This window comes from Ammoniphilus oxalaticus, assembly GCF_003609605.1.
Taxonomy (GTDB): domain Bacteria; phylum Bacillota; class Bacilli; order Aneurinibacillales; family RAOX-1; genus Ammoniphilus; species Ammoniphilus oxalaticus.
Map to the genome: position 1 here is coordinate 117,067 of NZ_MCHY01000008.1, position 26,950 is coordinate 144,016.

A 26,950-nucleotide genomic window follows, 5' to 3' on the forward strand; every position below is an offset into this window, starting at 1 on the left:
CTCCTATTTCTATCGTATTCAGAATAGGAAGATGGGTGATTCAATTATATTTCTATTTTTATCTGCCTCATGTAATGCCATGTGATCAATTGAGCAAGACTGACGGCAAACAGAATACTGTTGAGCATGAGGGGTTGATCGTTCCAGCTGATTAGTATGATGAATACAGCGAGCGCCAGTAATCGTCCCACATTGAGCCCGGTTTCCCGAATGATGATGTTTTCTACTTTCCATTCAGCGGTTTTATTGTTTTGACCGATCGTATCAAATACGATCGAAACAGCTGGGATCAGAAACAAGGGACTAAACAAGCTGATTCCGATCCCCATCCATAACAAAGTTGAATAGTTCGTTACATAAAACAAGGGCAACACAGATATCGACATTAAGATTGAGCCCCAGAACAGCGCTTTATTTCGCCATTCGGGTAACAAATACTTACCAGCCGCGTAAAAGGATATGAAAGCGACACCAGACGTAATGCACGTATAAATGCCGACTTTCCACTCATTGTTCGTCGCCACAAAAACTAAGATGCCGACTAAAAATGTAAAGACTGATTCATTGATGCCTTGTCCAATCATCGCTAAAAAAAGCAGTCGCCAAGTTTTGTTTGTTTGAATAATGGAAAATGTTTGTCTGACAGAAAACTTCCCGCCCGCTTTTCGTTTATGCAGAAAAGAACTTAAAATCGCCCCCGTAATATAAACGCCAAGCGAAACGGAGAAAATAACATAATATCCTTTCATCCCTGTCATTTTTGAAATGAAATAACCAGCTCCCAATGGAGCGGCCATTCCGACAAAAGAACTGAAAACACCGGCTAACCCGTTATATTTGTCGCGATTTTCCCGACTTGTGATTTCGAAAAGAATAATATTAAAAGAAAGCCAAAAAAAACCGTGGCCGATTCCTTGAATAAATCCAAGCGGCAAAATGTAATGAATCGCGTTGTCTCCCAGAAATAAGACCAATAAATAAAAAGCGGCGGCGATCGATATGCCCGCTCTTAAACAAGACATCTTATTGTGGACTTTGACCCATTTACCAGAAAACATGAAGGTGATCTGAATAGCCAAATAAAAGGCCACATTGTATAAACCAATTAAGGCGTATCCGCCGCCTTCTTTCCATAAGTAGACGTTGACGAATGTTCCAGACAAAGCTTCTGCGAGTAAAAACAGCGTGTTTACGATTAAAAGCAGCCGACCCTGCGGACCTAGGTGTTGTTTTAAGATCGAATCTTCGCTTCGATCCCATCTATAGAAGAGCCCGCGCTTCGTTTTAGCTTCCATAGTTTCCCCCCCTAGAGATGCTATCTGTTAGGTTAAGAATACCCAGGGAGGACTCTTTTTATAAGAAAATCGGGTCTGAATTGAAAAAAGGGGCTTATAAGGCCCCGTGGTTCTGTTACTCTTGAACAGCATTGCGCGCGAAATCGGTATTGATAATTGGCCCAAAGTCGACTTTTTGCTTCAATTCCCCGGCGTCTTCCATAATCTTGGCTAGATTTTCAAATTGTTCTACATGTAGAATAGGATCGGTTGCAAAAGAATCTTGCGACTTAAAGCGTTCTAGCACAATGATTAATGTTTCGCGATCTAGATCAGGAAATTGTGGAGAGATGACTTCGGCAATCTCTTCCGTGGAGTGGGCGGCGACCCATTGTTGGGCGCGGTACACAGCGTTTGTAAACTTTTGTACCGTTTCAGGATGTTGATCGATATAACTTTGTTTTGTAATGAATACAGTATACGGTAGCTTACCGCTTTCTTCTCCAAATGAAGCGACTACATGCCCGATTCCTTCTTGTTCCAATTTAGATGCGACAGGCTCGAATAAATGGGCGAAATCACCTGTTCCAGAGGCGAAAGCTGTGCCTAAGTTGGCGAAATCAATATTTTGAATGACTTTCACATCTTGGAAGGGAGTCACACCGTTTTCTTTCTGCACATACTCACTTACCATTTGCGGCATTCCGCCTTTGCGTTGACCAATCATTGTTTTTCCTTTTAACATATTCCAACTGAAATTTTCAATCGGTTCCCGCGAAACGAGGAATGATCCATCTGTTTGAGTCAGCTGGGCGAAGTTGACAGCAAGATCAATCGCATCCTGATTTTTAACATAGATCGTAGCTTCAGCGCCCATCAGAATGACTTCCGCGTTCCCGCTAAGCAAGGCAGTCATCGCTTTATCTCCGCCGTTGGCGTTTGTAAGTTGCACATCCAATCCTTCGTCTTCAAAAAATCCTTTTTCTAAAGCAACGTATTGCGGGGTGTAAAAAATAGAATGGGTCACTTCAAACAAACGAATTTTTGTTAGATGAGAGGACCCGTTGCCGCAAGCTGCTAACAGCGTTAGGATACAACTTAAAAAAAGAAAGCCAGCAGTTCGCCGCCAATTATTCATTCTTTCAACCTCCTGAATTTTATCTGGGCTATAATCTATCTGTATGAACAATTAGCTAATTGTGTGAATAAACGGTATGTTTGGACACAAAGCTATCACAATTTGTCAAACCATGTTGGAAAAGAACATGGTATAATAAGTTAACATGCATACAGATAGTTTTTAATATATTGTTACACATTACAATTACGACGTTAATTACGTCTGCTTCTATCGGAATAGGGGAAACTAAAAAATACGATTAATAAAAAATGGGGTGGTTTGAGTGCACATCCTCGTGATTGGATTGAATTACAAGACGGCCCCGGTGGAAATTCGCGAACGATTCGCATTTAAGGAGGAACAGAAGCAACAGGCTATTCAGATGTTGCGTTCAACAAGAAGTGTCCAAGAATGTGTGATCGTAGGAACTTGCAATCGGACGGAAATTTATGCGGTTGTCGATCAACTTCATACCGGCAGGCACTATATGAGGGGTTTTTTAGCTGATTGGTTTTCGATTGACCGCGAACAATTTAGAGATTTTCTATATATTAAGGAAAATGACGATGCCGTTGATCATCTGTTTAGAGTGATCTGCGGGTTGGATTCAATGGTCTTGGGGGAAACACAAATCCTTGGACAGGTTCGCAACGCCTTTATTCTGAGTCAAGAGATGAAAGCGACAGGTACGGTTTTTAATAATTTATTCAAACAAGCCATCATGGTTGCGAGGAGAGCCCATTCCGAAACGGACATTGGCAAAAATGCGGTTTCGGTTAGCTATGCAGCGGTTGAACTCGGCAAGAAGATTTTTGGATATTTTGATAAAAAGACGGTTGTGATTCTTGGGGCGGGAAAGATGGGCGAACTGACCGGAAAACATCTTCACGCGAACGGTGTAAAAAAAGTTATCGTTGTAAATCGAACATTAGAAAGAGCGCAAACGGTGGCGGATCAATTTCGGGGAGAAGCTTGCACATTTGAGCAGTTAAGTTCGGCTTTGATTGAAGCGGACATTGTAATTAGCTCAACTGGGGCGGAAGGCTATGTCGTCACAAAACAAGATATCCAAGCGATTAGTAGACAAAGGACACATCGTCCCTTATTTATGATTGATATTGCGGTGCCGAGGGATCTTGATCCCGCCATGGATGAACTTGAAAATGTGTTTTTGTACGACATTGATGACCTTGAAGGCATTGTTCAGGCAAATATGGAAGAACGAGCGCGCGAGGCGACAAAGATTGAAATGATGATCGATGAAGAGATCGTTGCTTTTAAGGCGTGGTTAAACACGCTCGGTGTTGTGCCATTGATTACGGCGTTGCGTGAAAAATCACTGCGTTTCCATGAAGAAGCGATCCGCAATGTGGAAAATAAATTACCGCATCTCTCAGAAAGAGAGTTGCGCTTGATTCGTAAGTACTCTAGAGTGATTGTCAATCAGATGTTGCATGATCCGCTGATTCGGATGAAAGAAATGGCGGCGCAAGGTGACGAGGCATTAGATTTGTTTACAAAAATCTTTGCTTTAGAAGATGAATTAGCGGAACAAGAGCATAAAAAAATGATCGAACAAAAGAGAATAGAACAAGAAGAAATTCAACAAGGGTCTAATGAAATGCGTTTGCCGACTTTCTATGTTAGTGAGGCAGCTGCGCGCTCCTAAAGAAGGGAGTTACGTTGGTGAACATTGAAAGTTGGATGTATGATGTTACCATCTATCTTTACGCGATAAGTGTACTAATGTATTTTTCAGATTTTCTACAAAGCAACCAGAAGGTCAATAAAATGGCCTTCTGGTTGCTTGCGATTGTATGGGTCTTTCAATCCATATTCTTTGTCCTTCAGTTTATTTCTAAAGACTATTTTCCCGTTTTAACTTTGTTTGAGACGCTCTTTTTTTATTCTTGGATCTTAGTAACCTTATCGTTAGTAATCAATCATTTTTTTCGGATGGATCTCCTTATCTTCTTTACAAATGTGCTTGGTTTCAGCGTCATGTCTGTTACGGTATTTACGAATCCGACAGCAACACCGGCACTTTCGCAGCAGTTGATCTCTGAATTGTTATTTATTCATATCAGTTTGGCGTTACTCAGTTACGCCGCGCTGTCCTTTGCCTTTATCCTTTCTGTCATGTATATGATTCAGGTCAAACTGTTAAAAGAAAAGCGGTGGACCCCGTTGTTAAGGAAGATGCCAAGTCTTGGGTTGTTAGATATATATGCGTATCGATTAACGATGATCGGTGTCCCCTTACTTTTTTTATCCCTTATATTGGGTGGTCTGTGGGCTCATATCGTGGGACAGACAATCTGGTTGGATCCGAAGGTATTCTTTTCTATTTTGGTTGTTGTGGCATATAGCGTTTATTTATATCGTCGCGTGAATTATGGTTGGCAAGGAAAAAAGCTAGCGATGATGAACGTGCTCGCATTTGTGTTTGTATTGCTGAACTTTTTTATTTCCGGGTCGCTTTCATCTTTCCATCAATGGCTAAGATAGACTTTTTTAGGCGACAGGTAACACTAAGACGGAATTGATTTTTAAAAGTGGAGGGTTGTCAGGCATGAGGAAAATTATCATCGGCACGAGGCAAAGCGAATTGGCGGTCACCCAAACAAAATGGGTGATCAGTCAATTAAAGTCATTAGGGCTCCCGTATGAATTTGAGATGAAAAAGATCGTAACAAAAGGAGATCGGATCTTAGATGTGACGCTTTCCAAAGTAGGCGGGAAGGGACTCTTTGTAAAAGAAATTGAGCAAGCGATGATCGATCAAGAAATTGACTTGGCCGTCCACAGCATGAAAGATATGCCGTCTTCGTTGCCAGCAGGCTTAACGATCGGCTGTGTTCCTGAGCGGGTCGATGTTCGCGATGTATTGATCAGCAAAGAAGGAAAAACGTTAGACGAATTAGCTGCCGGGGCGATCGTTGGCACGAGCAGTTTGAGAAGAGGGGCCCAAATCTTAGCTTTTCGTCCTGATTTAAAAATTAAGTGGATTCGCGGAAATGTTGGAACCCGTCTACGGAAATTGGAAGAAGAAGATTATGATGCGATTATTTTAGCGGCGGCAGGCTTAGAGCGCTTAGAGTGGGACGGGGATATTGCCCAATATATTCCTGTTGAAATCAGTTTGCCCGCAGTCGGTCAGGGAGCGTTAGGAATCGAGTGCAGGGAAAGCGATCAAGAGGTGTTGGATCTGTTGGCTCGATTGAATCATCGTCAAACATCGATTTCGGTTCAGGCGGAACGGGCGTTCTTGAGAACATTAGAAGGTGGTTGCCAAGTTCCAATCGGCGCCTACGCCATAACGGAAAATAATCAGGAGATAACGATTACCGGATTGGTTGCCTCTCCAGACGGAAAGACTGTGCTCAAAGAGCGTATGCAAGGAACCGATCCGGAACAGTTGGGGACCGCCCTCGGCCAAGCCTTAATTGATCAAGGGGCTGCTGAGATCTTAGAGCAAGTGCGTGAGGAGAGTCAAGAATGACCGAGCGTGAACAGGATAAACAAACGTTAGCCGGTCGAATGGCGGTCGTTACGAGAGCGAGGAGTCAGGCGAGTGATCTTGTCGCGCGGCTTGAAGAACTTGGGTCAACCGTCATTGAATTTCCATTAATTGAATTGAAACCGGCGTCGGATTCGACCGCCTTACAACAGGCAATTCAAGAATTGGCTCGCTTTGATTGGATTGTTTTTACAAGTGTTAATGGAGTAAACTTTTTTGCGGAAAAAATGGCAGAGAGTGGTCGTTCTTTTCGAGAAATTGAGGCCAAAATTGGAGCGGTTGGACCAAAAACAGCGGAAGCGATTACCAAACATGGTAAAACAACCGAGCTGGTCGCCGACGATTATCAAGCGTCAGGGTTGCTCAAAACGTTAAGACCAATTTTAGCGGCTGGTCAGCAGGTGTTGTTACCGCGGGGGAATATGGCCAAAGCGGATTTGCCAGACGGTCTTCGCTCTTGGGGAGTCGATGTAACAGAAGCCATTACTTACGAAAACGCGCTATCATCGAAAGGAAAAGAAACCGTGCTCAAACAATTGAAAGCGGGTCGGGTCGATTTGATTACGTTTACGAGTTCCTCAACGGTGCTCAATTTTCTTCATTTGATGAGCGAAGAACCGCTGGATCAACTTTTGAAAGATGTAAAAATCGCTTGTATCGGACCTGTGACAGAGACGACGGCGAAAGAACAGGGATTGCAAGTCGATACGGTTGCCAAACGCTATACGATCGACGGTTTGATCGAAGTGATTTGCGATCTTTACGAAGGACAGGAGGTAAATTAAGGATGCGCTTTAACAGACACCGCAGATTGCGCGCGAGCGGGGCTATGCGAAGCCTTGTTCGTGAGACGCATCTGCTAGCCAGTGATTTTATCTACCCTCTTTTTATCGTGGAAGGAACGGACAAAAAGGTTGAGATTCCTTCGATGCCAGGCGTTTTTCATTTTTCGTTGGATCGTTTGCAAGAAGAATTACAAGAAATTAGCGCGCTCGGAATCGAGTCTATTATGGTGTTTGGCGTTCCTGAAGAGAAGGATGAACAAGGAACTCAAGCTTATGCTGAGACAGGTATTGTTCAACAGGCGATCGCTAAGATTAAGGAGTGGGCACCGGAACTTGTTGTAATTGCTGACACTTGTTTGTGTCAATATACAGATCACGGCCATTGCGGCATAATTAAAGATGGCGTTATTGACAATGATCCGAGTCTGGAATTGTTGGTGAAAACGGCGATTGCTCAAGCGCAAGCGGGAGCGGACATTATTGCCCCATCCAATATGATGGATGGTTTTGTTGCCGCGATTCGCCAAGGATTGGATGAAGCGGGTTATGAGCAGACCCCGATTATGTCCTATTCGGTCAAATACGCATCTTCTTTTTACGGTCCGTTTCGAGATGCGGCGCATTCTACTCCACAGTTTGGCGACCGAAAAACATACCAAATGGACCCAGCCAATCGCAGGGAGGCGATCCGTGAATCGCTGTCTGATGTGGAAGAAGGCGCGGATTTCTTAATGGTTAAACCGGCTATGGCTTATATGGATATCATTCGCGACATTCGCGATCATTTTGAATTGCCGCTTGTTGCTTACAATGTGAGCGGTGAGTATTCGATGATCAAAGCAGGCGCGGCGAATGGGTGGATTGATGAAAAGCAAGTCGTCCTTGAATTACTGATCGGTTTTAAACGAGCGGGCGCTGATTTGATTTTGACGTATTTTGCAAAAGATGTGGCTAGGTGGTTGCAGGAACGATAATTCGAGTAATGGAACGAAACCAAAGGAGGGTATTGTTATGAGTAAAAATCATGAGAAATCCCGCGCATACTTTGAGGAAGCGCAAAAGTATATGCCGGGAGGTGTAAACAGCCCTGTGCGCGCTTTCCGTTCGGTTGGAATGTCTCCGCTTTATATTGAATCGGGCAAAGGATCAAGAGTGATCGATGTCGACGGCAATGAATACATAGACTATGTTTTATCCTGGGGACCGCTCATTCTTGGACATGCTCATCCGACTGTTGTTCAAGCGATCCAGGCAAGCGCGGAAAAAGGAATGAGCTATGGAGCGCCGACGGAGCTGGAAACTGAAATGGCCAAATTGGTGACTGAACTGCTCCCTGCTGTTGAAATGGTTCGGATGGTTAATTCGGGTACAGAGGCGACGATGAGCGCTTTGCGTCTTGCGCGCGGCTACACGAAACGAAATAAAATCTTGAAATTTGAAGGATGTTATCATGGTCACGCGGATAGTTTGTTGATCAAGGCGGGTTCTGGCGTTGCTACACTCGCTTTGCCTGACAGCCCAGGTGTTCCAAGCGATGTCGCAAGTAATACGATTACCGTGCCATACAATGACTTAGAGAGTGTCAAACTTGCCTTTGAACGATATGGTTCGGATTTGGCCGCTGTCATTGTTGAGCCGGTTGCTGGGAATATGGGGGTTGTTCCGCCGCTGCCTGGATTTTTAGAAGGGTTGCGGGAGGTCACAGAGCAGCATGGAACAGTATTGATCTTTGATGAAGTCATGACTGGTTTCCGTGTTGATTACCATTGCGCCCAAGGTAGATTCGGCGTGACGCCAGACCTAACCACATTAGGAAAAGTGATTGGCGGCGGGCTACCGGTTGGAGCGTATGGCGGAAAGAGAGAAATTATGGAGCAAATCGCTCCGTCGGGACCTGTTTATCAAGCGGGCACGCTATCGGGGAATCCGTTGGCGATGACGGCGGGATATACGACGTTGAAAGAGTTAGGTAAACCAGGTGTTTATGAGGAGCTGGAGCACAAGGCAAAGCGTTTAGAAGAAGGGATTGCCGCGAACTGTCGAGAAGCGGGGATTCCATTTACGATCAATCGAGTCGGTTCGATGGTCTGTCTGTTTTTCACGGATCAACCCGTTCATAACTATGATGGGGCTAAGGCAAGTGATTTGGACCGATTTGCCAAATACTTTAGAAACATGGTTGAAGCGGGCGTATCGATTCCGCCATCCCAATTTGAAGGGATGTTTTTATCAACGGAACACTCCGATGAAGATATTGAATTTACGATTCAGGCGAATCGAATCGCGCTTAAAAATTTATAAACAGATAAGAAGGACGAGGGATAAACCCTTGTCCTTTTTGTTTTTTTCTGCCCTTTCGATTAGATGAAAGTCGCTTTTTAGTTCTAACCATGCGGGGAGGCCAATATATTTTAGGAGAAGGTAATATGGGGAAGGAGGACTATACATGATGCATAAAAATGGGCAAGGAACATACCAAATTGATTTGAAAGAAGTCTTACATTTAACGGATGAGCAAATCCCGATTGAAGAGATAGAGGATCTCGAATTAGTTCAACAAATCGAGAGTAAGGAATACGGGGACAGTATTGAAATAACAGGTAGTCTCATTGTGTATGGAAATTATAGGGGCAATCAAGATGCCGGTAAACTACAACCGACAGATGACTTGCCGGACAGTTTTGAGGAGTCCGTATTATTTGAGCCGTTAGCGACGGATCGAGGTCCGTTTTCTCCTTTAGCAAAAAACGACCGTTTGAACCATCAAATACCGATCCAAATTACCTTACCGCGGACAAAAGTGAAAAATGTAAATGAAATTTATACGTATGTAAGTTCATTTGACTATGATATTAAAACTCCCTATCAAATCGAAGTTACCGCAAGTTTGATTATCGGCGGTTTAGTTGATGAGGAGGAACCAATGGAAAATAAGCCAGCGCCGCAAGAGCAATATGAATTCATTTATACAGCGGGACAGCTCACTCCTGATTTAAAAGATTCCTCTTTAGAACCGTTTCAAGTTTTTGAGGAACAAGCTTCAAGCAAACAAGATCATCAAGACCAAAATCGAAGCCATGAGCAGGAGGAGTCGTCTGGACAAATAGAAGTCCCAGAACGTTTGAAGCAACCCGAGCTGAAAGATTCGGAACTACCAGAACCGATTGCGCAATCCGAATTTAGAGAATCGGAACTTGAATCGGCCACAAGCGAACCCGAAGAAAGATCGCAGACAAATGAGCCGAGCGAGCAGGTGATCCAAAGCATCGATTCAAGGGAGTCGACTGAATCGCGTGAGCCGATCCAATTGAACGATGAGCCAGAGGCTGAGGTAGAGCCAACTGAACAGCGATTGGATCGTGAGCCTGACTTTGAAGTGGAATCAACTCAAGCTTCCCAGGATTCGGAATTGCCTCGCGAAGAAGAAACGGAAGAGGTCGTTGACGCGCGGGACGATGAAGCTGAGGAACGTGAGGAATCAACGCAAAACAATGTGATTCCGATTCCCCATCTAGCGGATCATGAGGCGCAAGAGCGTGATGAAACCGTTCAAGAAGAACCAGCCGAGCAAGATGTGCGGATCGCGATTACGAATAAACGACAGACGGAACAACAAGAAGAGCCGATTTCCTCCATCTCTAGCTTCTTTGCAAATCGAGCGCCAGTCGCAACAGAGGAAGCGGCTCCTGATGTGAATGAGTCGCGCGAGAAGGATGAAGCTGCCGAATTAGATGAAAAAGATCGTGACGCAACTTACCTTGGGAATTTCATGGAAGACGACGCGGAGCAATTTACAAGAGTAAAAATATGTATCATTCAAAAAGATGAAACGATTGATGAAATTGCTGAAAGATATGAGTTGACTGTTGATGCCATCTTACGATCAAACGGGACGGCTCGTAATCAGGTGACAGCGGGTCAGTTGTTGTATATTCCCGTAAAGGGGTGACCATCATTGAAAGTCACGTTGAATCAACTAAAAAGACTGCTTGCAAGTTATCGATTAAAAGTGATTCAAGCCCACGCGGCGGAGAACGGTTATGTAGTTGATACGAATAGAGGAAAAAGGTTAGTCAGTATCTGGGATAATGCGCAATTATTGCGTTGGTCCAATATGTGGCGCGAGGAATTAACAAGGCAAGACGGGCGTAGAGCCCAGCGGTTTTTAGTTAACCAAAATAAAAAGAAGTATGTTCATTATCGTGGTCATTATTTTGCTTTATCTGTTTTTCCACAAGGAAGACAGATCGATCTCCAACGCGAAGACGAGTGTAAGTTGGCGGGCGAGCTTTTTGCGCATTTTCACTCCGCGTTGGACCGCATCGATCAAAAAGTGACGACAGAATGTCACGCCAAGTTGAATGAAGACTATTTTACCAACGGAAGCACGTTGATTAAAAATGTGATGGAGATTATTGAGCAAAAGTCGGAACCAACACTGATCGATGAATTGATTTACGCTAATTTACCCTTACTGTATCAACGCTTCAGAAGGGCGCGTCAGCTATGGGAAGGGACGCAAGAACACACTTCCTATTTTCCGTTATCTTTTTGTTGGTTTAACTTGGAGCAAATTAAATGGGATCAACGCGGTTGGATGATTCATGGCGGAATCAATCGTCCGCTGTCCGCGATGCATCAAGATTCAGCTTTTCTCATACGTGAAATATATGAAAAAAGCGATTGGAATTTGCAATCTGTGATCGCTTTTTTGGATGGTTACATGCGTAAACGAAACTTGACAGAACATGAACTTATCTACATTCTTACTCAGTTTGCGATTCCTTGGGATGTGTGGGTTCATTTTGACGAGTACTTAAAAAATGATGGTCTTTGTGAAATTAAAGGTGAAAAGTTGTTAGAAGACTTACAAAAACAAAACCACTGGGATGAGCTGACTACCTTTTTTGGTCGGTTTATCGATCAACAAAAAAGCGCGTCTGCTTAGCGGATCAGAAAACAGGGGAGAGCGAATGATGCATCTCCCCTGTTTGGTGTGTTTTAAAACCAATCCAACTCGATTCCGATATAGATAAAGGAAATAATCAAGAACAACACGACATCAAAAGACGTGGGAAAAAATAGCGTGCGAATGAGTTGAAAGATACCTAATGGCAAAATGATTTGTTGGATGCCCGCCTTAATTTTCATATAAGTGGGATGGTATTTATAACGTTTCATTGACCATCACCCGTCCTTTCAGCGTACTCCTTATATTTTTTACTATATGAAGGCGAACACCTATGGGTGCTTTCAATCAATAGAAAGAAGCCCTGTGACTTCGGCTAGGATAGGAAAAAACGACCCATTTATCGTTTTCCTATCCTTTTTATTTGCGCTTTTTCACCAATGGAGTGAGTATCACATTTTTGTCACAATTAATGTATTGATTAACACTAATTTTACCTTATTATAGATAATAAGAGTTTGTGAAATACTGAGCATTCTAAACATTAACACCTTTGTAATAGTATTAAACGGTTGGGGGGATGTGTTCGGGGTAGTGAGCAAAGCAAAATGAAAAATGGGGTAGGGTTCATTAAAAATGGGGAGGTTTTATTGTTATGTTAAGTAATGCAGAACATAGCGCAGCCAAAAATTTCTGGTATACCGCAATTGGATGGTTGCTTATTTCCATGCTTGCGGGACTAGTGGTCGCTTTTAAACAAGTGTGGCCTGAATTTATGGGGGGATCTGAATATTTAACTTACGGGCGGGTTCGTCCGATTCATACAAACGGAGTCTTATTAGCTTGGCTTTCGATGGTAAACGTCGGCTGTATGTTTTATATCGTGCCTAAATTGTTACGCACAAAGCTTTGGAGTGAAAAACTGGGGAATTTCACTTGTGTGTTATGGAATTTGGGGATTACTGCGGGGGTAGTCATCTTAGCAACAGGATATTCCACGGGTGTTGAATACGCGGAACTTCCATTATGGTTAGATATCCTTGTCGCAGTTTTAGCTATTCTCGTTGCTGTGAATGTCTTTATGACAATTAAGAATCGAAAAGAGCAACAGTTATATGTGAGTATTTGGTATTTTGTCGGTTCATTGATTTGGTTGCCGGGCGTTTGGATTGTCGGTAATGTGCCTGCTCCGCTCGTTGGAGGAGCGATTCAAGCAAACATGAACTGGTTTTATGGACATAACGTATTAGGGCTTTGGTTTACAACAGTTGGAATCGGAACGATGTATTATCTTCTGCCAAAATTAACAGGGAAGCCAATCTATAGTCATAAATTATCATTGATTGGTTTCTGGACGATCGGTACGTTCTATGTTTGGAATGGCCCGCATCATCTTGTTAACAGCCCAATTCCTTTTTGGTTACAGAAAGCGGGAATTATCCCATCGATCTTATTAATTATTCCGGTTTGGACCGTATTGGCGAACGTCATTGGCACGATGAAAGGTCAATGGCATCAAGTTCGAGATAACGTCAATTTAAAATTTTTAATGACCGCAATGATATTTTACTTAATGGCTTGTTTGCAAGGACCTTTCCAAGCACTAATGTCTGTAAGCGCCGTTATTAAATATACGCATTGGGTGCCAGGGCACGCTCATATGGCCCCATTCGGAGCATTTTCGTTCATCGGCTTTATTATGATTTACTTTGCTGTGCCGCGAATCAGCGGAAAAGAGATCTATAGCAAGGTAGCTCAAAATTGGCATTACTATCTCTCGGTAGTCGGGTTTCTTGTGTTCGCGTTTAGTATGTGGATTGCTGGTGTGATGCAAGGATTTGCCTGGATGGACGGACTGCCGTTTATGGAAACGGTGAATATGACGAGACCGTTCGTAGCGGTTCGAGCTGTGGGCGGCACACTGATGATCGTTGCTCAATTCTTCTTTGCTTGGAATATCTTCATGACGTTAAAAGCGGGGAGACATTACGAAGTTGATAAATCTGAATTAGTCTCAGCTTAAGAACAGGGAGGGATTTCACCAAAATGGATATGGAGAAAAGTGCGTTAGGTATTTTTATCGCGGCGCTTGTGTTGTTCATGATGGGAACGTTCGCCACGATTATTTTACCGTTCTATGACGATGAAATGATGGCTACGAATAAAAACTCAGAGGCGAGAGCCTACGCAGATGGATCAGCGGAAGCATCGGGCAGAGAGATTTACATTCGGGAAGGTTGTAACACGTGTCACACGCAAGTTGTGAGACCTGTTAAAGCCGACTTGGCAATGAATATTGGACCTGTAACTGTACCTGCGGACTATCAGAACGATTCACCGCACTTGTGGGGATCAAACCGAACCGGGCCAGATTTAATGTGGGTTGGGGCAAGAACAAGCGCGGAGTGGAATCTGGAGCATCTGAAGGACCCGCAGAAAGTAGTGGATGGCTCGATTATGCCTAGCTATGATTATTTAAGCGAAACTGATCTGAATGATTTAGTCGCATACTTAATGAGCCTGAAGCCAGCTCAATAAAGAATTGTGAGGAGGCGAAAGGAATGTCAATAAGCACAATCTTGTTAATTACGATCATGGCTACTTTTTCTTTATCCGCTATTTTAATGTACGTTGCGGCCAAAAAAGGCGGTCAGTTTGAAGATGTGGAAGGGATTAAATATCGGATGTTGGATGACGAATAAGGGGGTTAGGAGATGGAAAACAATCAGCGGCATAACGATAAAGCTAAGCAGGAGCAAGAACATGTCGATGTTGTCAACGGGATGAAGCAAGGACATGGTCGGATTCCAAAGTTTCTTGTCTTTGTTTATACCTTTCTTGGCATCTGGGCTGTAGCTTATGCGTTAGGAGCGACACCATTAGATGAGCGGGAAACGCTGGCGGCTGGTGTGAGCGTTGAGGCGGGAAAAGGCTTAGCGGGATCATGTTTAGCTTGTCATGGAGCAGACCTAAGCGGTGGGCTTGGACCAAGTTTAATCGGTACAATCGGTCAACTCGGGGAAGAAGAATTTGAAAATGTAATGAGAAACGGTCGTAATACGATGCCGGCATTAGGGGCGGATTGGTCTGAGGATCAAATGGGCTCGATGATTGAGTATTTAAAAACACTGGAATAGCGCCAAGAGGGGACAATTGCTCCCCTCTTGTCCATTTCTATTAAAGAGGCGGGGTGTACCCAATGTTAAGTAAGGTACAAATTATTCATACAATTTTATGGACGATCATGATAGTTTGGACGATTACAATTACACTCTATACGCTCAATCGAAAAGACCTTTAGGCAAACAAGAGAAAAGCGAGGAACGGTGGTGAATGACGTTGAAACAGCAGGTGATCATTGCTTGGAGAAACCTCAGAAGGAAAATATCCAGAACCGCGCTACTTGCCGGGAGCGCGGGTTTAACCGCATTTATTTTATTTTCTAGTTATTTTTTCATTCACTCCATGGAACGCAGTGTTGAAGCGAGTTCAAGCCGTATGGGCGCTGACTTACTCGTTGTGCCGGCAGGCTATGGTTCGCAAGCGGGTGATCTGATTCTTTCGGGGACAGCGACACCTTTTTATATGCCCGATGAAGTAGCGGAGCAAATCAGTGAAATTCCAGAAGTAGAGCAAATCACAACGCAACTCTATCTGGAGACCGTTTCGACGATTTGCTGTCGCACAGAGGGGGATTTTCCGATTGTTGCGTTCGATCCCAAGACCGACTTTACATTAAAGCATTGGATGGCCCGGGATAAAGAACTTGGCATGTATGAGATTTTAATCGGTTCAGAAGCCGGCGGAAAAAACTTTATCTATCATTATGACAATCGCTATGTCGATGAGTGGGTGACGTTGTTTGGGAAGGACTTCTTAGTCAAAGGGGTCATGTTTCCGACTGGAATGGGCACGGATCACACGATCTTTATGACGATCGACGCAGCTCGGGAACTGAATGGCAAAAAGGGATCAGGACTTGAATTTCCCGATTCTCAGATTTCAGTTATTTTGTTAAAAGTAAGACCTGGTTTAGAGACGTTTGTGCAAGGGAAAATCGAGCGAATGAATCTTGGGGTGGATGTGGCCCAGGGAAAAGGGTTGCAGGAAACGATTAAAACACAAATATTTCCTGTTAAATTGTTAAGTTATGTGATGATTGCGATGGTCCTGATTATGTCTTCTTTGCAAGTCATGACGATGTTCACGGCGTTGATTAGCGAACGTCGCAAGGAAATCGGGATGTTGCGGGCGATGGGAGCGACGCGGTTTACTGTCTACCGGTTACTGTTGTTTGAAGCGGGGCTTGCCGCCTTTATGGGAGCGAGTATCGGTTCTTTGACAGCGGGAGCTATTTTGTACGACAATCGCATTTTTATTATGCAAGTGATGCAATTACCGCTTTTATTCCCAAGGTGGGGTTCAGGCGTCCTCATCGGACTTAGCGTGACCGCTTTAACGGTCCTCATTTCGCTGTTTGCTGTCATGATTCCGATCCGAAGCGCATTGAAATTAGAACCTTACGAGGCGATTAGAGAGGGGGAATAGTTTGATGATTCGTTTGAAACAAGTGATGAAAAGTTACCGGTTGAGTCGTGAACATACTGTTCAGGCTTTGCATGAAATCGATTTGGAAATTAAAACGGGAGAATTTGTTTCAATCGTCGGCCCATCAGGAAGCGGAAAATCCACTTTTCTGGCGCTCGTCGGACTCCTCGATCGTCCATCAGAAGGGAAAATGTGGTTTGCGGGACAAGATGTGACGGATCTTTCAGATCGTGCGCGGACTGCGATTCGGTCTGAGAGGTGTGGATTTATTTTCCAGTTCCCGAGCTTAATCCCGACATTGACCGCCGTGGAAAATGTCGTTTTGCCCAAAACGTTGTCTGGTCGTTACGCGGGTTCAGCGGATTTAACGCGGGGCGCGGAATTGCTTGCAAAAGTTGGTTTGGCGGATAAAACAGATCGACTGCCCTATCAATTGAGCGGCGGGGAACAACGCCGTGTCGCAATGGCGCGGGCGCTTATGAATGAACCTGAAATCATTTTAGCGGATGAACCGACAGGGGCCCTCGATGACGAGAATGCGAAAGTGATGATGGACGTATTTAAAACGATGAATCAGCTAGGAAAAACGATCTTGATGGTTACTCACGACCAACAATTGACCGCCTATGCCTCGCGTACGATTCAAATTCGGGACGGTCGTGTTGTTTAAAAGCCTTTCCTCTTGTCTATTATGATAGTAATTTGTTAAAATAGGAACAGTTTGATAGCAAGAGGCTTTGAATGGGAGGAGTAAGCAGTGAAACCCGCTAGAGAATGGAATCCGTGGCTGGAAGATTCCTGGGGAGGTAGCTGGTGAAGGTAGCCCGTGAGCTTTTCTTCTGAAGTGAAGTAGGAGGAAACGGAACCCGTCCGTTATCGGGCTTAAGTGAGTATGGCGTTATTTTTGATCACGCTATATTAACAAAGGTGGTACCGCGAACTTCTTCGTCCTTTGGATGGGGGAGTTTTTTGTTTTTTAAAAATAGTTTGTGATGATTGGATAGTTATTATAGGTAGGAGGAAGTCGTTGTGTCGAATAAAGAAACGAAAGAAATGCCCACTCAATATGATCCGAAAGCAGCGGAACAAAAATGGTATCCTTATTGGTCGGAAGGAGAGTTCTTCAAAGCGGAGAGAAACTCGGAAAAAACACCGTATACGATTGTCATTCCGCCGCCGAATGTGACAGGGAATTTACATATTGGACATGCCCTGAATAATACGATTCAAGATATTTTGATTCGAATGAAGCGGATGCAAGGTTATGACGCTTTATGGTTGCCAGGAATGGACCATGCGGGGATTGCGACGCAAGCGCGCGTTGAAGGGATGCTAAAGGAAGAGGGCTTATCCCGTTACGATCTTGGACGAGAAAAGTTTGTGGAGAAAGTATGGGAGTGGAAGGACAAGTACGCCGATATTATTCGTCAGCAATGGTCCAAAATGGGACTATCGCTCGATTATTCCCACGAACGTTTTACGTTAGATGAAGGTTTGTCGAACGCCGTGCGCGAAGTTTTTGTTCGGTTATATGAGAAAGGTCTGATTTATCGAGGTAAGTATATTATTAATTGGGACCCGCAAACAAAGACGGCCCTATCTGATATCGAAGTAGAGTATAAAGAAGTAACAGGCGCGCTTTACCACCTACGCTATCCGTTAGTTGATGGCAGCGGTCATATCGAGGTGGCGACAACGCGTCCAGAAACGATGCTTGGGGATACGGCAGTAGCGGTGCATCCGAACGATGAACGTTATCAGTCGTTGATTGGCAAAAAGGTGAAATTGCCGATTGTCGGACGCGAAATCACGATCGTTGCCGATGATTATGTCGATCAAGAGTTCGGAAGCGGAGCGGTTAAAATTACGCCAGCCCATGACCCGAATGACTTTGAAATTGGCAACCGACATGATTTGGAACGCATTTTGGTGATGGATGAAAGCGGAACAATGAATGAAAACGCGGGACCTTATCAAGGAATGGACCGTTTTGAATGCCGCAAACAAATCGTCAAAGACTTACAAGAACAAGGCGTCTGCTTCCAGATTGAAGAGCACGTTCACCAAGTCGGTCACAGTGAACGCAGCGGCGCGGTTGTCGAGCCGTACTTATCCACGCAATGGTTCGTCAAGATGGGGCCATTAGCGGAAGCGGCGATCGAACAACAAAAAGGTGAAGATAAAGTTCAATTTGTGCCGGATCGATTTGAACGAACGTACCTACATTGGATTGAAAATATTCGCGATTGGTGTATTTCTCGTCAACTTTGGTGGGGCCATCGCATCCCTGCTTGGTATTGTGAAGAATGTGGAGAGATGACGGTTTCTTCAACCGATATCCACAAATGTCCAAAGTGCGGCAGCGAAAAATTAGAACAAGATAATGACGTGTTGGATACGTGGTTCAGCTCTGCCTTATGGCCATTCTCTACATTAGGCTGGCCCGAACAAACGGAAGATTTGAAACATTTTTATCCGACAGATGTATTAATAACAGGATATGATATTATATTCTTCTGGGTGGCGCGCATGATTTTTACAGGGCTTGAATTTACGGACGAAAATCCGTTTAAACATGTGTTGATCACCGGACTTGTGCGTGATTCAGACGGTAATAAGATGTCTAAGTCGTTAGGTAATGGCGTTGATCCAATGGATGTGATCGAGCGTTATGGAGCCGATGCGATGAGATACATGCTAGCTACGGGGAACACGCCAGGTCATGACCAGCGTTTCCGTTGGGAGCGTGTGGAGGGGGCGAGAAACTTTGCCAACAAAATTTGGAACGCATCTCGCTTTGCCTTGATGAATTTAGAAGGTTTCACCGTTGACCAGATCGATTTAAGAGGTCCGTTAGGAATGACAGACAAATGGATTTTAACGCGTCTAAATGAAACAATTTCAGATGTGACACGTTTGCTTGACCAATACGAGTTTGGAGAAGCGGGGCGCTCCTTGTATAACTTTATTTGGGATGATCTATGCGACTGGTATATTGAGATGGGTAAGTTGCATTTATACGGAGAGGACACAGCGAAGAAAAAGACGACTCAATCAGTGTTGTGTCACACCTTAGACCAGACGCTGCGTCTGTTGCATCCGTTCATGCCGTTCATTACAGAAGAGATTTGGCAACACTTGCCGCATGACGGAAAGAGTATTACGGTTGCAGCTTGGCCTGAAGAAGATAAACAACATCATTATCCCGAATCTTTAAAACAAATGTCTTTATTGATGGACGTCATTCGCAGCGTTCGAAATATTCGAGCTGAAATGAATGTGCCAATGAGCAGAAAGATCGAGTTGATTATCAAACCGACCAATCAGGAATCACTAGAATTGCTGCAACAAGGCGTGGACTATCTTCACCGTTTCTGTAATCCAGAACAGTTTGAATTAGCGCTCGAACCCAATGTGCCTGAAAAGGTCGTATCCGCTGTCGTAACTGGGGCGGAAATCTACTTGCCGCTTGCGGGTTTAATCGACATTGACAAAGAGATCGCTCGCTTGGATAAAGAAGCTCAAAACTTGGAAAAGGAAGTTGAGCGCGTCGCTAAAAAACTGAATAACGAAGGCTTTATCGCAAAAGCGCCTGAAAAGGTCATTGAAGAAGAGCGCGCCAAAGGGCGCGACTATGAAGAAAAATTAGCGCGAGTGAAAGCAAGGATTGAAGAATTAAAAAGCTAATTGGTTTAGTTGAATAGGACTTAAACTTATCTGACAGTGGGAGTGAGCTCCCTCTGTCATTGGTTTAAGCAGCGACACATATACTGAAAAAAGATGAGGCTAGAGATGAGGGATAAGCGGAATGCGTTCATTTGAACAAGCTTTGAACTGGATGGAAGAATTGCAAAAGTTTGGCATTAAACCCGGGTTGGAACGGATGAACTGGATGTTGGATCGATTAGGCAACCCGCAACGCCGCTTGAAGTTCATTCACTTGGCGGGCACGAATGGAAAAGGGTCGACCTTACAATATTTAAACGGTGTGTTAAAAGTGGCTGGCTATCAAGTGGGCGTGTTTACTTCACCCGCAATCGATACATTCACAAGTCGGATTCAAGTGAATGGCGAATCCATTTCTGATGAAGTGTTTGTTGAACTCGTTCAGCAGGTAAAACCGCTTGTGGAGGAACTGGAGCAGTCTGAATGGGGAAGTCCAACCGAATTTGAAGTGACAACGATCCTTGCTTTATTATATTTTGCAACGAAAAGCTATCCGGATTTTGTGCTATGGGAAACAGGCTTAGGGGGACGATTGGATTCGACGAACGTTGTCACTCCGCTCGTTTCGGTGATTACAAACATTGGGCTTGATCATACCGATATTCTCGGTTCGACGAAAGAAGCGATTGCCGCTGAAAAAGCGGGGATCATCAAAAACGGCTTCCCTGTCATTACCGCTGAGACCGATCCTAAGGCGTTAACGGTATTACAAAATGTCGCCAGCGCAAAAAAAGCTCCCTTGTACCAACTTGGCGAGGAGTTTACATTTGAGCGTACGACGACGGATTTTTCGGAATTAATCGAGAAATTTGAATTTAAGGGACCGTTTCGAAACTATAGCGATTTACAGATTGGCATGATCGGTAAACATCAGGCGGACAATGCTGCTTTAGCGGTGATGGTCTTGGAAGTGTTGCGACAATATTTTGCGGTTCATTTCGAATTGGAGCAATTGAAGCAAGGGCTTGCGAATGCGCGTTGGCCAGGCAGACTCGAGATATTACATAATAACCCGCACATCATTTTAGACGGGGCGCACAACATCGGAGGCGTTGAAGCGTTGCGTGACGCGTTGCAAGAAAGATTCGCGCAGAACAAAATAATAGTTCTTTTTTCCGCCTTGCGGGATAAAGATGTAAAAGGTATGATTGAGCGATTAGCTCCACTATGTGATGAGGTTTATATCACGGATATCGAACATTCGCGGGCGGCGGATCCCGTGGAGATCGAGACGTTGTTTCGAGTAACGAACCCTAAGCTATCAGTCCATACGATTTTGGATTGGCGCGAAGCGTTGGATGTTTGGTTGCGGTCACAGAACGATGGACAGTCTGTCTTCCTTGCGACAGGATCATTATATTTGATTTCAAAAATACGCGCTGCGTTATTAAAAATGTTTCTTTAAAAGCTCTGATTGACAGGAGAAGGATGGTGATACTCTAGTGACAACTACAACCGAGCATGTTCATTTTATCGGAATAGGCGGTTACGGGATGAGCGCGATTGCTAGGGTTTTAGTCGATATGGGACACAAAGTTAGCGGCTCTGATATGGCCCGCAAGGAGCTAACGGATAAGCTGCTTGAACGCGGGGCCCAAGTGTATATTGGACATAAAGCTGAGAATGTGTCAGGGGCGGACATCGTCGTCTATTCCACTGATATTCCAAAAGACAATGTAGAATTAAGGGAAGCGAAAAAGCGGAATATTCCGCTGATCCACCGTTCAGATATGTTAGCTCGTATTCTAAATGAGCGCTCAGGAATCGCTGTGTCGGGCGCGCACGGAAAAACGACAACCTCCTCTATGATCTCGCTTGTGATGGAAAAGGCGGGGGCGGACCCAACCTATATTATCGGCGGCGAAATTTTAGATATTGGCAGTAATGCGCGGGCGGGCGATAGCCCGTATGTTGTTGCGGAAGCGGATGAAAGCGATGGCTCCTTTTTGAAATACCACCCGCAACTTGCTGTCGTCACCAACATCGGTCCTGACCATTTGGAAAATTACGACGGTGATTTTGAAAATTTGAAACAGGCGTATTGCCAGTTTTTATCCCATATAAAAGAGGACGGAAAAGCGATTGTTTGCGCCGATGATGAATATATTCGCGAGCTCATCCCACAAATCAGCAGTGATGTGATCACTTATGGATTGGATGAACGGGCCGACTTTACCGCGGAAGACATCGTGTATGGCGATCGAACGATCACATTCAAAGTAAGACAGGGGAATCAAGTTTTAGGAGACATCAAACTCTCTGTGCCAGGAAGGCATAACATCCAAAATGCGTTGGCGACAATCATCGTCTGTCTGCAAGCGGGCATTCCTTTTGCCGACATTGCTGAGGTAATCCAGCTTTTTCGAGGAGCAAAGCGTCGTTTCGAAGTGATTGGTGAGGAACGAGATGTTTTGATCGTGGATGATTACGCCCATCATCCGACTGAAATTGTAGCGACAATTCAAGCGGCTAAATCCACGAACCGTCGGATTATAGCTGTGTTTCAACCGCAACGATACACGCGCACATTTTTCTTGTTAGATGATTTTAGTCGCGCGTTTGCGGGAGCGGATCAAGTAATTATAACGGACATCTACTCCCCAGCTAACGATACAAGAATGGATGTTACGTCGGAAAAGCTAGTTGATTTGATCAAGCAAAACTCGAATGAACAGGCTGTCTACATGCCGAGCAAAGACGACGTGTTTGACCACTTGAGCAAAATTAGTCAAGCGGGCGACATCGTGTTAACGATGGGAGCGGGCGACATTTGGCAAGTGGCAATTCGGTTGCGTGATCATTTACAAGGGAAATGATGAAAGAAAAATGATGAATAGAAGGTGGGAGCAGGTGAGAGTTTTCTCACCTGTTTTTGTTGGTTGGTCAGGCGGTTTAGCGATGTCGAAAGGGTCTCTAAAGGGATAATTGACCCTTGCAGCATGGATTGAATGAATATGAACGCTGCAGAGGGAGATTTGACCGTTACAGAGCGAATATCTCGTGTTATCTCTTTTATTTTCGCTGTAAAGGGAGTTTTGACCTCTCTATAGTGCTGCCGGTTGATCGTTTAACTGTAAAGGCACTTTCGACCTTTACAGATTGCGCCCAAATGAGTTGGGTTAAAAATTCATCGTACTGTGAAAGGGGAACACCTTATCCTATTTTTAGTTTAAACGATCCTTTAGCAGCTTTACTCGAATTGTATCAGTCGGAGCTGCCGTCTTATCCGCTTGAGCATGAACATTGTATTTTGTCCGATAAAAGTAGAAGTGGGCAATGATGAGCTCACCTTGTTCAATCCCAGAGCCACTTGGGATGGCTATATCATCTTTTTCTCCTTTACCATTGGCTTCATCTGTCAATGTCATATACTTCGGATTATCAACCACGCTTTCAGGTTCCATTAGTTCGATCCCGCTAATACATGGCGACAAGTCGTCTTCGTGAAAACCTTCGGATCGCTCACATAAGGTTAAATTTCTTTTCCCCGCATCATAATAGAGAACTTTATAATTTTTGCTCGCCCCATTCCACATTCTAAGCTCGTTTGAATAGTCATTTTCCACATAATAAACCTGATTACTATCAGCCAGTATTTCCGACACCGTATTCAGTGTTGTTCGAATCTGAGCATCATCATTATATTTTTGAGTGGTCGTATTCCAATCTAAATTAATTGCGGAAAAGGCCATGAAAGCAACCCCTAGCACGATTGTACTAATGAACAGCGCAGCCATGATTTCAATAAGGGTCAGTCCTTTTTCATTATTCATCCTGATCACCCCAGCTTACGGTTACGAAGATGTCTTCAGGTATATATCCCCCACCAGTTTCTTTTTTTGCTAAGATCACGGTAGCTAGTGATATAGAATGTTTAGAGGGAGCCACTCCATCAGTGTGTGTCGCTCGAATCGAAAAGGCGCCTGATTCTTTATTAAAATTATTTAGAAATTCTGTCTGAAGTTTTTCGCTGCTATAAGGTGGTTCTTCCGCAGCTTCCTTTCGTATTTCATTAATCGTCTTTTCAGCTAGTTGCAAAGCCCTATATTGTTGATCGTCTTTTTGATCAGCGAGCAGTGTATATCCAGAGAGGTTAGCAAACATGAGGACAACGAGACTTAAAATAGCAGTTGCCGCCAATGTTTCAATCAAAGTTAGGCCTTTTTGATTATTTTTGATGTTCATCTAATAGCAACCTCATTTATAATGGAGTTAGACAGAGTCGTTTCTATTAAATCAATTATAGCAATCACCAGGAAAAAAAGGGTGTGTTTTTATGAAGAAATTACTTAATGATCGTGGGTCAGCCCTTGTTTATGTGTTGATGCTGTTGATGGCGCTCGGTATCTTTTCCCCCGTATTACTAAAAATGGTAAGTACGCAAACATTAGCGACGAATAAGGCTGAATATGAAAAGAAAGTGACTCAGTATTTATATGGAGCGATGGATACTTTTATTGCTTATTTGGAAGCATATTCAACGCCGGAAAACCCCTCACTCGATCCAATTCAGCACGCCAAAGATTATTTTGAAAATTATCCGAGAAGGTCTGAAAAAGTAACTAATATTGAATTGCCAGACGGTGATACGCTTTTATATTCTTTTAAATACAAACCTACATCAAATGTAAAATATAAGGTGACGATGACTGTTATTGCTGGGGAGTTGAATCCGAATGAAGAAAAAGATGAGGGTGAACGTTTTTACGTTAAGAAAGAATTGGAATATGTGATTGATTTGGAGACGATAGGCGGATCGAATTTTCCTATTGGCTCTTTAGAGGGAGACAGTAACAACTTTAAAAGGTTAAGCGATGCCGAAAGGGAAAATAGAATTCAGCAATTTAAACCTACTAAATTTGATTATGGAGATACAAACGATATTAAGACGTTTAAAGGGTTAGAGGAGGCAATGAACAAGGCGCTGGTTCGAAAGGACAAAAGTCAATTTACGTTTAAACTTAGTTTGGACGATCGCATTAGTACGTCGACAAATTTGAACTTTTCCACTGCGAAGGACAAAGTTTTTATAATTTACGTAACCCAAGTTAAAAATGGTCAGGATGTTCTCCTCTATAATACTGATAAGCCGCAAAATAAATATCATGAACATAGTCTTCTCACGCTGAATAAAGATGTTAATTGGAATTTTAGAGGTATGCTTATTATAAACGGTAATTTAAATAACGAAAATAGTGTAACCTTGAATATTAACAATGTACTTGTGAACGGCTCCTTTTTTGCCTATGGTGTAGGAAATTCTAGATTTAACGGGTTCTACGAAGTGAGAAAAGAATATCTTGACGGAAAACACAAGGGAACTGGCAAAAGAGAAAGTGGGGACTTCTACAAAGATATCCCTGGTGACGACACACAAGTCGAATTTAGCTCACAAAGGAAGTGATAAACTTGAACCAAAGAAAAAGATTAGGCGATCTACTCGTCGAATATGGTTTGATTACCGACCAACAGTTGCAACAAGCGTTAGCAGAGCAAAAGGAGTCGGGGATCAAACTCGGCGATTTGCTGATTACTAGAGGCTATATTACCGAGCAACAAAAGATAGAACTGCTAGAATTCCAATTAGGGATTCCGCATGTGCAGTTACATCGGCAAAGACTAGATGATCAGACGATTCACTTAATTGATGAACAGCTTGCAAAAAAATATCATGTGCTGCCTCTGCGTATTCAGGAAGGCAAAATGGTAGTTGCGATGTCGGATCCACTAGATTACTATGCGATCGATGAAATTCGGCTAAACACGGGGTATCCCGTATCTCCTGTGATTGCAATGCGGGATGAGTTGAATCGGGCGATTAACAAGCACTATAGTGGTCAACAGTCGATGATGGACGCAATCGTTGGAATGACGGAGGAAACGCTGCAAAATGAAGCGGCCGATGATAACGCCCCTGTTGTGCGGCTGATCAATGAAATTATCGCGCAAGCGGTCGATTTAGAGGCCAGTGATGTCCACTTGGACCCTCAAGAAAGTCGCGTGAAAGTTCGGTTTCGGGTGGATGGCATGTTACGAACGGAGCGGGAATACCCCATTTCGATGCTAGGATTAATGACTTCTCGACTCAAAATTCTGGCAAACCTCAATATTGCGGAACGAAGATTGCCGCAAGATGGTCGTTTTGAAATGATGATCGGCGCCAAGCAAATTGATATCCGAATATCTACCTTACCGACGATTCACGGCGAAAAAACGGTGTTAAGAATTTTGGATATGTTAAACGCTCATCGAAGTATTCGACAACTGGCTTTTTCGGAACACAATCTCGCCCTTTTTGAAACGTTAATTTCAGCTCCTTACGGGTTGATTTTAATTACAGGGCCGACGGGGAGCGGTAAGACAACAACCCTCTACTCGGCGCTCAATCAATTGAATAACGATGACGTTAACATTATTACGGTCGAGGATCCTGTTGAATACCAACTGGCGGGCATTAACCAGGTGCAGGTCAATCCGTCGGCTGGCTTGACGTTTGCCAACGGACTGCGTTCCATTTTGCGGCAAGATCCAAACATCGTCATGATCGGAGAGATTCGAGACAAGGAAACGGCGGAGATGGCGATTCGGGCGGCGTTAACGGGCCATTTAGTATTAAGCACATTACATACGAATAACGCGACGAGCGCGATCAGTCGCTTGGTCGATATGGGAATCGAACCGTTTTTAGTATCCTCTTCATTGCGTGGGGTGATCGGTCAGCGGTTAGTGCGTCAAATCTGCGCCCATTGCCAAGAATCGGTTGAAATAACAGCGGAAGATTCCGCGTTGTTTGCCAGATATGGGATGGATGTTGAAAAGGTAAAAGTCGGAAAAGGGTGCGTGAACTGTCATACGAGCGGATTCCGAGGCCGCATCGCGATTCAAGAAGTTTTACCTGTGGATGATCAGTTGAAACGGTTGATTAATCAAGGTCAGGCAGAAACAGATTACAAAACGCATGCGGTTGAGCATGGTTTTACACCGATGTTTATGGATGGATTGCATAAAGTGGCGCAGGGGTTGACGACGTTGGAAGAAGTGGTCAGAGTAACGATCGACTAATCGATG

Annotated in this window: 24 protein-coding genes and 1 other annotated feature; of the genes, 19 read left to right on the forward strand and 5 right to left on the reverse strand. The window is 43.9% G+C overall.

Features of this window, described 5'->3' with window-relative positions:
• Positions 1–44: 44 nt before the first annotated feature.
• Together BEP19_RS06765 and BEP19_RS06770 are read right to left on the reverse strand one after the other, a co-directional pair.
• Positions 45–1,295: an MFS transporter gene (locus BEP19_RS06765; protein WP_120189095.1), complete on the reverse strand. Its 1,251-nt coding sequence runs from the start codon at positions 1,293–1,295 to the stop codon at positions 45–47.
• A gap of 115 nt (positions 1,296–1,410) precedes the next feature.
• Complete coding sequence (locus BEP19_RS06770; protein ID WP_120189096.1) at positions 1,411–2,412, reverse strand: ABC transporter substrate-binding protein; 1,002 nt, start codon at positions 2,410–2,412, stop codon at positions 1,411–1,413.
• Positions 2,413–2,677: 265 nt separating this feature from the next.
• Here BEP19_RS06770 and hemA point away from each other — a divergent pair, with 265 nt between their 5' ends.
• From hemA to BEP19_RS06810, 8 genes are all read left to right on the forward strand, one after another.
• The gene (hemA, locus tag BEP19_RS06775) at positions 2,678–4,063 is read left to right on the forward strand and encodes a glutamyl-tRNA reductase (protein WP_120189097.1); all 1,386 of its coding nucleotides are present in this window, start codon (positions 2,678–2,680) and stop codon (positions 4,061–4,063) included.
• Positions 4,064–4,098: 35 nt separating this feature from the next.
• Entirely contained in the window at positions 4,099–4,902 is an 804-nt protein-coding gene (locus BEP19_RS06780; RefSeq protein ID WP_120189952.1) for a cytochrome C assembly family protein, read from the forward strand.
• Positions 4,903–4,966: 64 nt separating this feature from the next.
• The gene (gene hemC, locus BEP19_RS06785; RefSeq protein WP_120189098.1) at positions 4,967–5,896 is read left to right on the forward strand and encodes a hydroxymethylbilane synthase; all 930 of its coding nucleotides are present in this window, start codon (positions 4,967–4,969) and stop codon (positions 5,894–5,896) included.
• Positions 5,893–6,699 carry a uroporphyrinogen-III synthase gene (locus BEP19_RS06790; protein ID WP_120189099.1) on the forward strand — a complete coding sequence of 269 codons (807 nt, stop codon included), beginning with the start codon at positions 5,893–5,895 and terminating at the stop codon, positions 6,697–6,699. The genes hemC and BEP19_RS06790 overlap by 4 nt, the downstream gene beginning before the upstream one ends.
• A 2-nt stretch (positions 6,700–6,701) precedes the next feature.
• Complete coding sequence (hemB, locus tag BEP19_RS06795) at positions 6,702–7,673, forward strand: porphobilinogen synthase (RefSeq protein WP_120189100.1); 972 nt, start codon at positions 6,702–6,704, stop codon at positions 7,671–7,673.
• A 37-nt stretch (positions 7,674–7,710) separates the two neighbouring features.
• On the forward strand, positions 7,711–9,000 hold the full coding sequence (hemL, locus tag BEP19_RS06800) for a glutamate-1-semialdehyde 2,1-aminomutase (protein WP_120189101.1): 1,290 nt from the start codon (positions 7,711–7,713) through the stop codon (positions 8,998–9,000).
• 145 nt (positions 9,001–9,145) lie between these two features.
• Positions 9,146–10,648 (forward strand): LysM peptidoglycan-binding domain-containing protein, encoded by a 1,503-nt coding sequence (locus BEP19_RS06805; RefSeq protein ID WP_120189102.1) that lies wholly within the window; start codon positions 9,146–9,148, stop codon positions 10,646–10,648.
• 6 nt (positions 10,649–10,654) lie between these two features.
• Positions 10,655–11,647: an aminoglycoside phosphotransferase/kinase family protein gene (locus tag BEP19_RS06810; RefSeq protein ID WP_120189103.1), complete on the forward strand. Its 993-nt coding sequence runs from the start codon at positions 10,655–10,657 to the stop codon at positions 11,645–11,647.
• A 53-nt stretch (positions 11,648–11,700) separates the two neighbouring features.
• Here BEP19_RS06810 and BEP19_RS06815 read toward each other — a convergent pair whose 3' ends face one another.
• Positions 11,701–11,880, reverse strand: a complete 180-nt coding sequence (locus tag BEP19_RS06815; protein ID WP_120189104.1) for a hypothetical protein — start codon at positions 11,878–11,880, stop codon at positions 11,701–11,703.
• A gap of 383 nt (positions 11,881–12,263) precedes the next feature.
• On the opposite strand from BEP19_RS06815, the gene BEP19_RS06820 reads away from it, so the two are divergent.
• The 9 genes from BEP19_RS06820 to murC all read left to right on the forward strand — a co-directional run bounded on the left by BEP19_RS06820 (position 12,264) and on the right by murC (position 22,698).
• The gene (locus BEP19_RS06820) at positions 12,264–13,631 is read left to right on the forward strand and encodes a cbb3-type cytochrome c oxidase subunit I (protein ID WP_120189105.1); all 1,368 of its coding nucleotides are present in this window, start codon (positions 12,264–12,266) and stop codon (positions 13,629–13,631) included.
• Between the two features lie 23 nt (positions 13,632–13,654).
• Positions 13,655–14,146 carry a cbb3-type cytochrome c oxidase subunit II gene (locus BEP19_RS06825; protein ID WP_120189106.1) on the forward strand — a complete coding sequence of 164 codons (492 nt, stop codon included), beginning with the start codon at positions 13,655–13,657 and terminating at the stop codon, positions 14,144–14,146.
• A gap of 23 nt (positions 14,147–14,169) precedes the next feature.
• Positions 14,170–14,310, forward strand: a complete 141-nt coding sequence (locus BEP19_RS06830; protein ID WP_120189107.1) for a cbb3-type cytochrome oxidase assembly protein — start codon at positions 14,170–14,172, stop codon at positions 14,308–14,310.
• A gap of 12 nt (positions 14,311–14,322) precedes the next feature.
• Positions 14,323–14,745, forward strand: coding sequence for a c-type cytochrome (locus BEP19_RS06835; protein ID WP_120189108.1), 423 nt, complete (start codon positions 14,323–14,325; stop codon positions 14,743–14,745).
• A 202-nt stretch (positions 14,746–14,947) separates the two neighbouring features.
• On the forward strand, positions 14,948–16,156 hold the full coding sequence (locus tag BEP19_RS06840; protein WP_170145294.1) for an ABC transporter permease: 1,209 nt from the start codon (positions 14,948–14,950) through the stop codon (positions 16,154–16,156).
• Positions 16,157–16,160: 4 nt separating this feature from the next.
• The gene (locus tag BEP19_RS06845; protein WP_120189953.1) at positions 16,161–16,826 is read left to right on the forward strand and encodes an ABC transporter ATP-binding protein; all 666 of its coding nucleotides are present in this window, start codon (positions 16,161–16,163) and stop codon (positions 16,824–16,826) included.
• 58 nt (positions 16,827–16,884) lie between these two features.
• Positions 16,885–17,112, forward strand: a binding site (T-box leader).
• A 97-nt stretch (positions 17,113–17,209) separates the two neighbouring features.
• On the forward strand, positions 17,210–19,843 hold the full coding sequence (locus BEP19_RS06850) for a valine--tRNA ligase (RefSeq protein ID WP_120189954.1): 2,634 nt from the start codon (positions 17,210–17,212) through the stop codon (positions 19,841–19,843).
• Between the two features lie 121 nt (positions 19,844–19,964).
• A complete protein-coding gene (locus BEP19_RS06855) occupies positions 19,965–21,287 on the forward strand; it encodes a bifunctional folylpolyglutamate synthase/dihydrofolate synthase (RefSeq protein WP_120189110.1) in 1,323 nt (440 codons plus the stop codon).
• Between the two features lie 37 nt (positions 21,288–21,324).
• Positions 21,325–22,698, forward strand: a complete 1,374-nt coding sequence (gene murC / locus BEP19_RS06860; protein WP_120189111.1) for a UDP-N-acetylmuramate--L-alanine ligase — start codon at positions 21,325–21,327, stop codon at positions 22,696–22,698.
• Positions 22,699–23,046: 348 nt separating this feature from the next.
• On the opposite strand, the gene BEP19_RS06865 is transcribed toward murC, so the two are convergent.
• Together BEP19_RS06865 and BEP19_RS06870 are read right to left on the reverse strand one after the other, a co-directional pair.
• On the reverse strand, positions 23,047–23,655 hold the full coding sequence (locus BEP19_RS06865; protein WP_120189112.1) for a PulJ/GspJ family protein: 609 nt from the start codon (positions 23,653–23,655) through the stop codon (positions 23,047–23,049).
• The gene (locus BEP19_RS06870) at positions 23,648–24,067 is read right to left on the reverse strand and encodes a type IV pilus modification PilV family protein (protein WP_120189113.1); all 420 of its coding nucleotides are present in this window, start codon (positions 24,065–24,067) and stop codon (positions 23,648–23,650) included. Before BEP19_RS06870 ends, BEP19_RS06865 begins: the two co-directional genes overlap by 8 nt.
• Positions 24,068–24,158: 91 nt before the next feature.
• Here BEP19_RS06870 and BEP19_RS06875 point away from each other — a divergent pair, with 91 nt between their 5' ends.
• Together BEP19_RS06875 and BEP19_RS06880 are read left to right on the forward strand one after the other, a co-directional pair.
• Positions 24,159–25,286 carry a hypothetical protein gene (locus tag BEP19_RS06875; RefSeq protein ID WP_120189114.1) on the forward strand — a complete coding sequence of 376 codons (1,128 nt, stop codon included), beginning with the start codon at positions 24,159–24,161 and terminating at the stop codon, positions 25,284–25,286.
• 5 nt (positions 25,287–25,291) lie between these two features.
• Positions 25,292–26,944 carry a GspE/PulE family protein gene (locus tag BEP19_RS06880; RefSeq protein ID WP_120189115.1) on the forward strand — a complete coding sequence of 551 codons (1,653 nt, stop codon included), beginning with the start codon at positions 25,292–25,294 and terminating at the stop codon, positions 26,942–26,944.
• The last annotated feature ends 6 nt before the right edge of the window (positions 26,945–26,950 follow it).

Excerpts from the sequence above, each read along its gene's own strand:
- BEP19_RS06765 (WP_120189095.1), bottom strand. The coding sequence starts at position 1,295 with ATGGAAGCTAAAACGAAGCGCGGGCTCTTCTATAGATGGGATCGAAGC.
- BEP19_RS06770 (WP_120189096.1), bottom strand. The coding sequence starts at position 2,412 with ATGAATAATTGGCGGCGAACTGCTGGCTTTCTTTTTTTAAGTTGTATC.
- BEP19_RS06780 (WP_120189952.1), top strand. The coding sequence starts at position 4,099 with ATGTATGATGTTACCATCTATCTTTACGCGATAAGTGTACTAATGTAT.
- hemC (WP_120189098.1), top strand. The coding sequence starts at position 4,967 with ATGAGGAAAATTATCATCGGCACGAGGCAAAGCGAATTGGCGGTCACC.
- BEP19_RS06790 (WP_120189099.1), top strand. The coding sequence starts at position 5,893 with ATGACCGAGCGTGAACAGGATAAACAAACGTTAGCCGGTCGAATGGCG.
- hemB (WP_120189100.1), top strand. The coding sequence starts at position 6,702 with ATGCGCTTTAACAGACACCGCAGATTGCGCGCGAGCGGGGCTATGCGA.
- hemL (WP_120189101.1), top strand. The coding sequence starts at position 7,711 with ATGAGTAAAAATCATGAGAAATCCCGCGCATACTTTGAGGAAGCGCAA.
- BEP19_RS06805 (WP_120189102.1), top strand. The coding sequence starts at position 9,146 with ATGATGCATAAAAATGGGCAAGGAACATACCAAATTGATTTGAAAGAA.
- BEP19_RS06815 (WP_120189104.1), bottom strand. The coding sequence starts at position 11,880 with ATGAAACGTTATAAATACCATCCCACTTATATGAAAATTAAGGCGGGC.
- BEP19_RS06820 (WP_120189105.1), top strand. The coding sequence starts at position 12,264 with ATGTTAAGTAATGCAGAACATAGCGCAGCCAAAAATTTCTGGTATACC.
- BEP19_RS06825 (WP_120189106.1), top strand. The coding sequence starts at position 13,655 with ATGGATATGGAGAAAAGTGCGTTAGGTATTTTTATCGCGGCGCTTGTG.
- BEP19_RS06830 (WP_120189107.1), top strand. The coding sequence starts at position 14,170 with ATGTCAATAAGCACAATCTTGTTAATTACGATCATGGCTACTTTTTCT.
- BEP19_RS06835 (WP_120189108.1), top strand. The coding sequence starts at position 14,323 with ATGGAAAACAATCAGCGGCATAACGATAAAGCTAAGCAGGAGCAAGAA.
- BEP19_RS06845 (WP_120189953.1), top strand. The coding sequence starts at position 16,161 with ATGATTCGTTTGAAACAAGTGATGAAAAGTTACCGGTTGAGTCGTGAA.
- BEP19_RS06850 (WP_120189954.1), top strand. The coding sequence starts at position 17,210 with ATGCCCACTCAATATGATCCGAAAGCAGCGGAACAAAAATGGTATCCT.
- BEP19_RS06855 (WP_120189110.1), top strand. The coding sequence starts at position 19,965 with ATGCGTTCATTTGAACAAGCTTTGAACTGGATGGAAGAATTGCAAAAG.
- BEP19_RS06865 (WP_120189112.1), bottom strand. The coding sequence starts at position 23,655 with ATGAATAATGAAAAAGGACTGACCCTTATTGAAATCATGGCTGCGCTG.
- BEP19_RS06870 (WP_120189113.1), bottom strand. The coding sequence starts at position 24,067 with ATGAACATCAAAAATAATCAAAAAGGCCTAACTTTGATTGAAACATTG.
- BEP19_RS06875 (WP_120189114.1), top strand. The coding sequence starts at position 24,159 with ATGAAGAAATTACTTAATGATCGTGGGTCAGCCCTTGTTTATGTGTTG.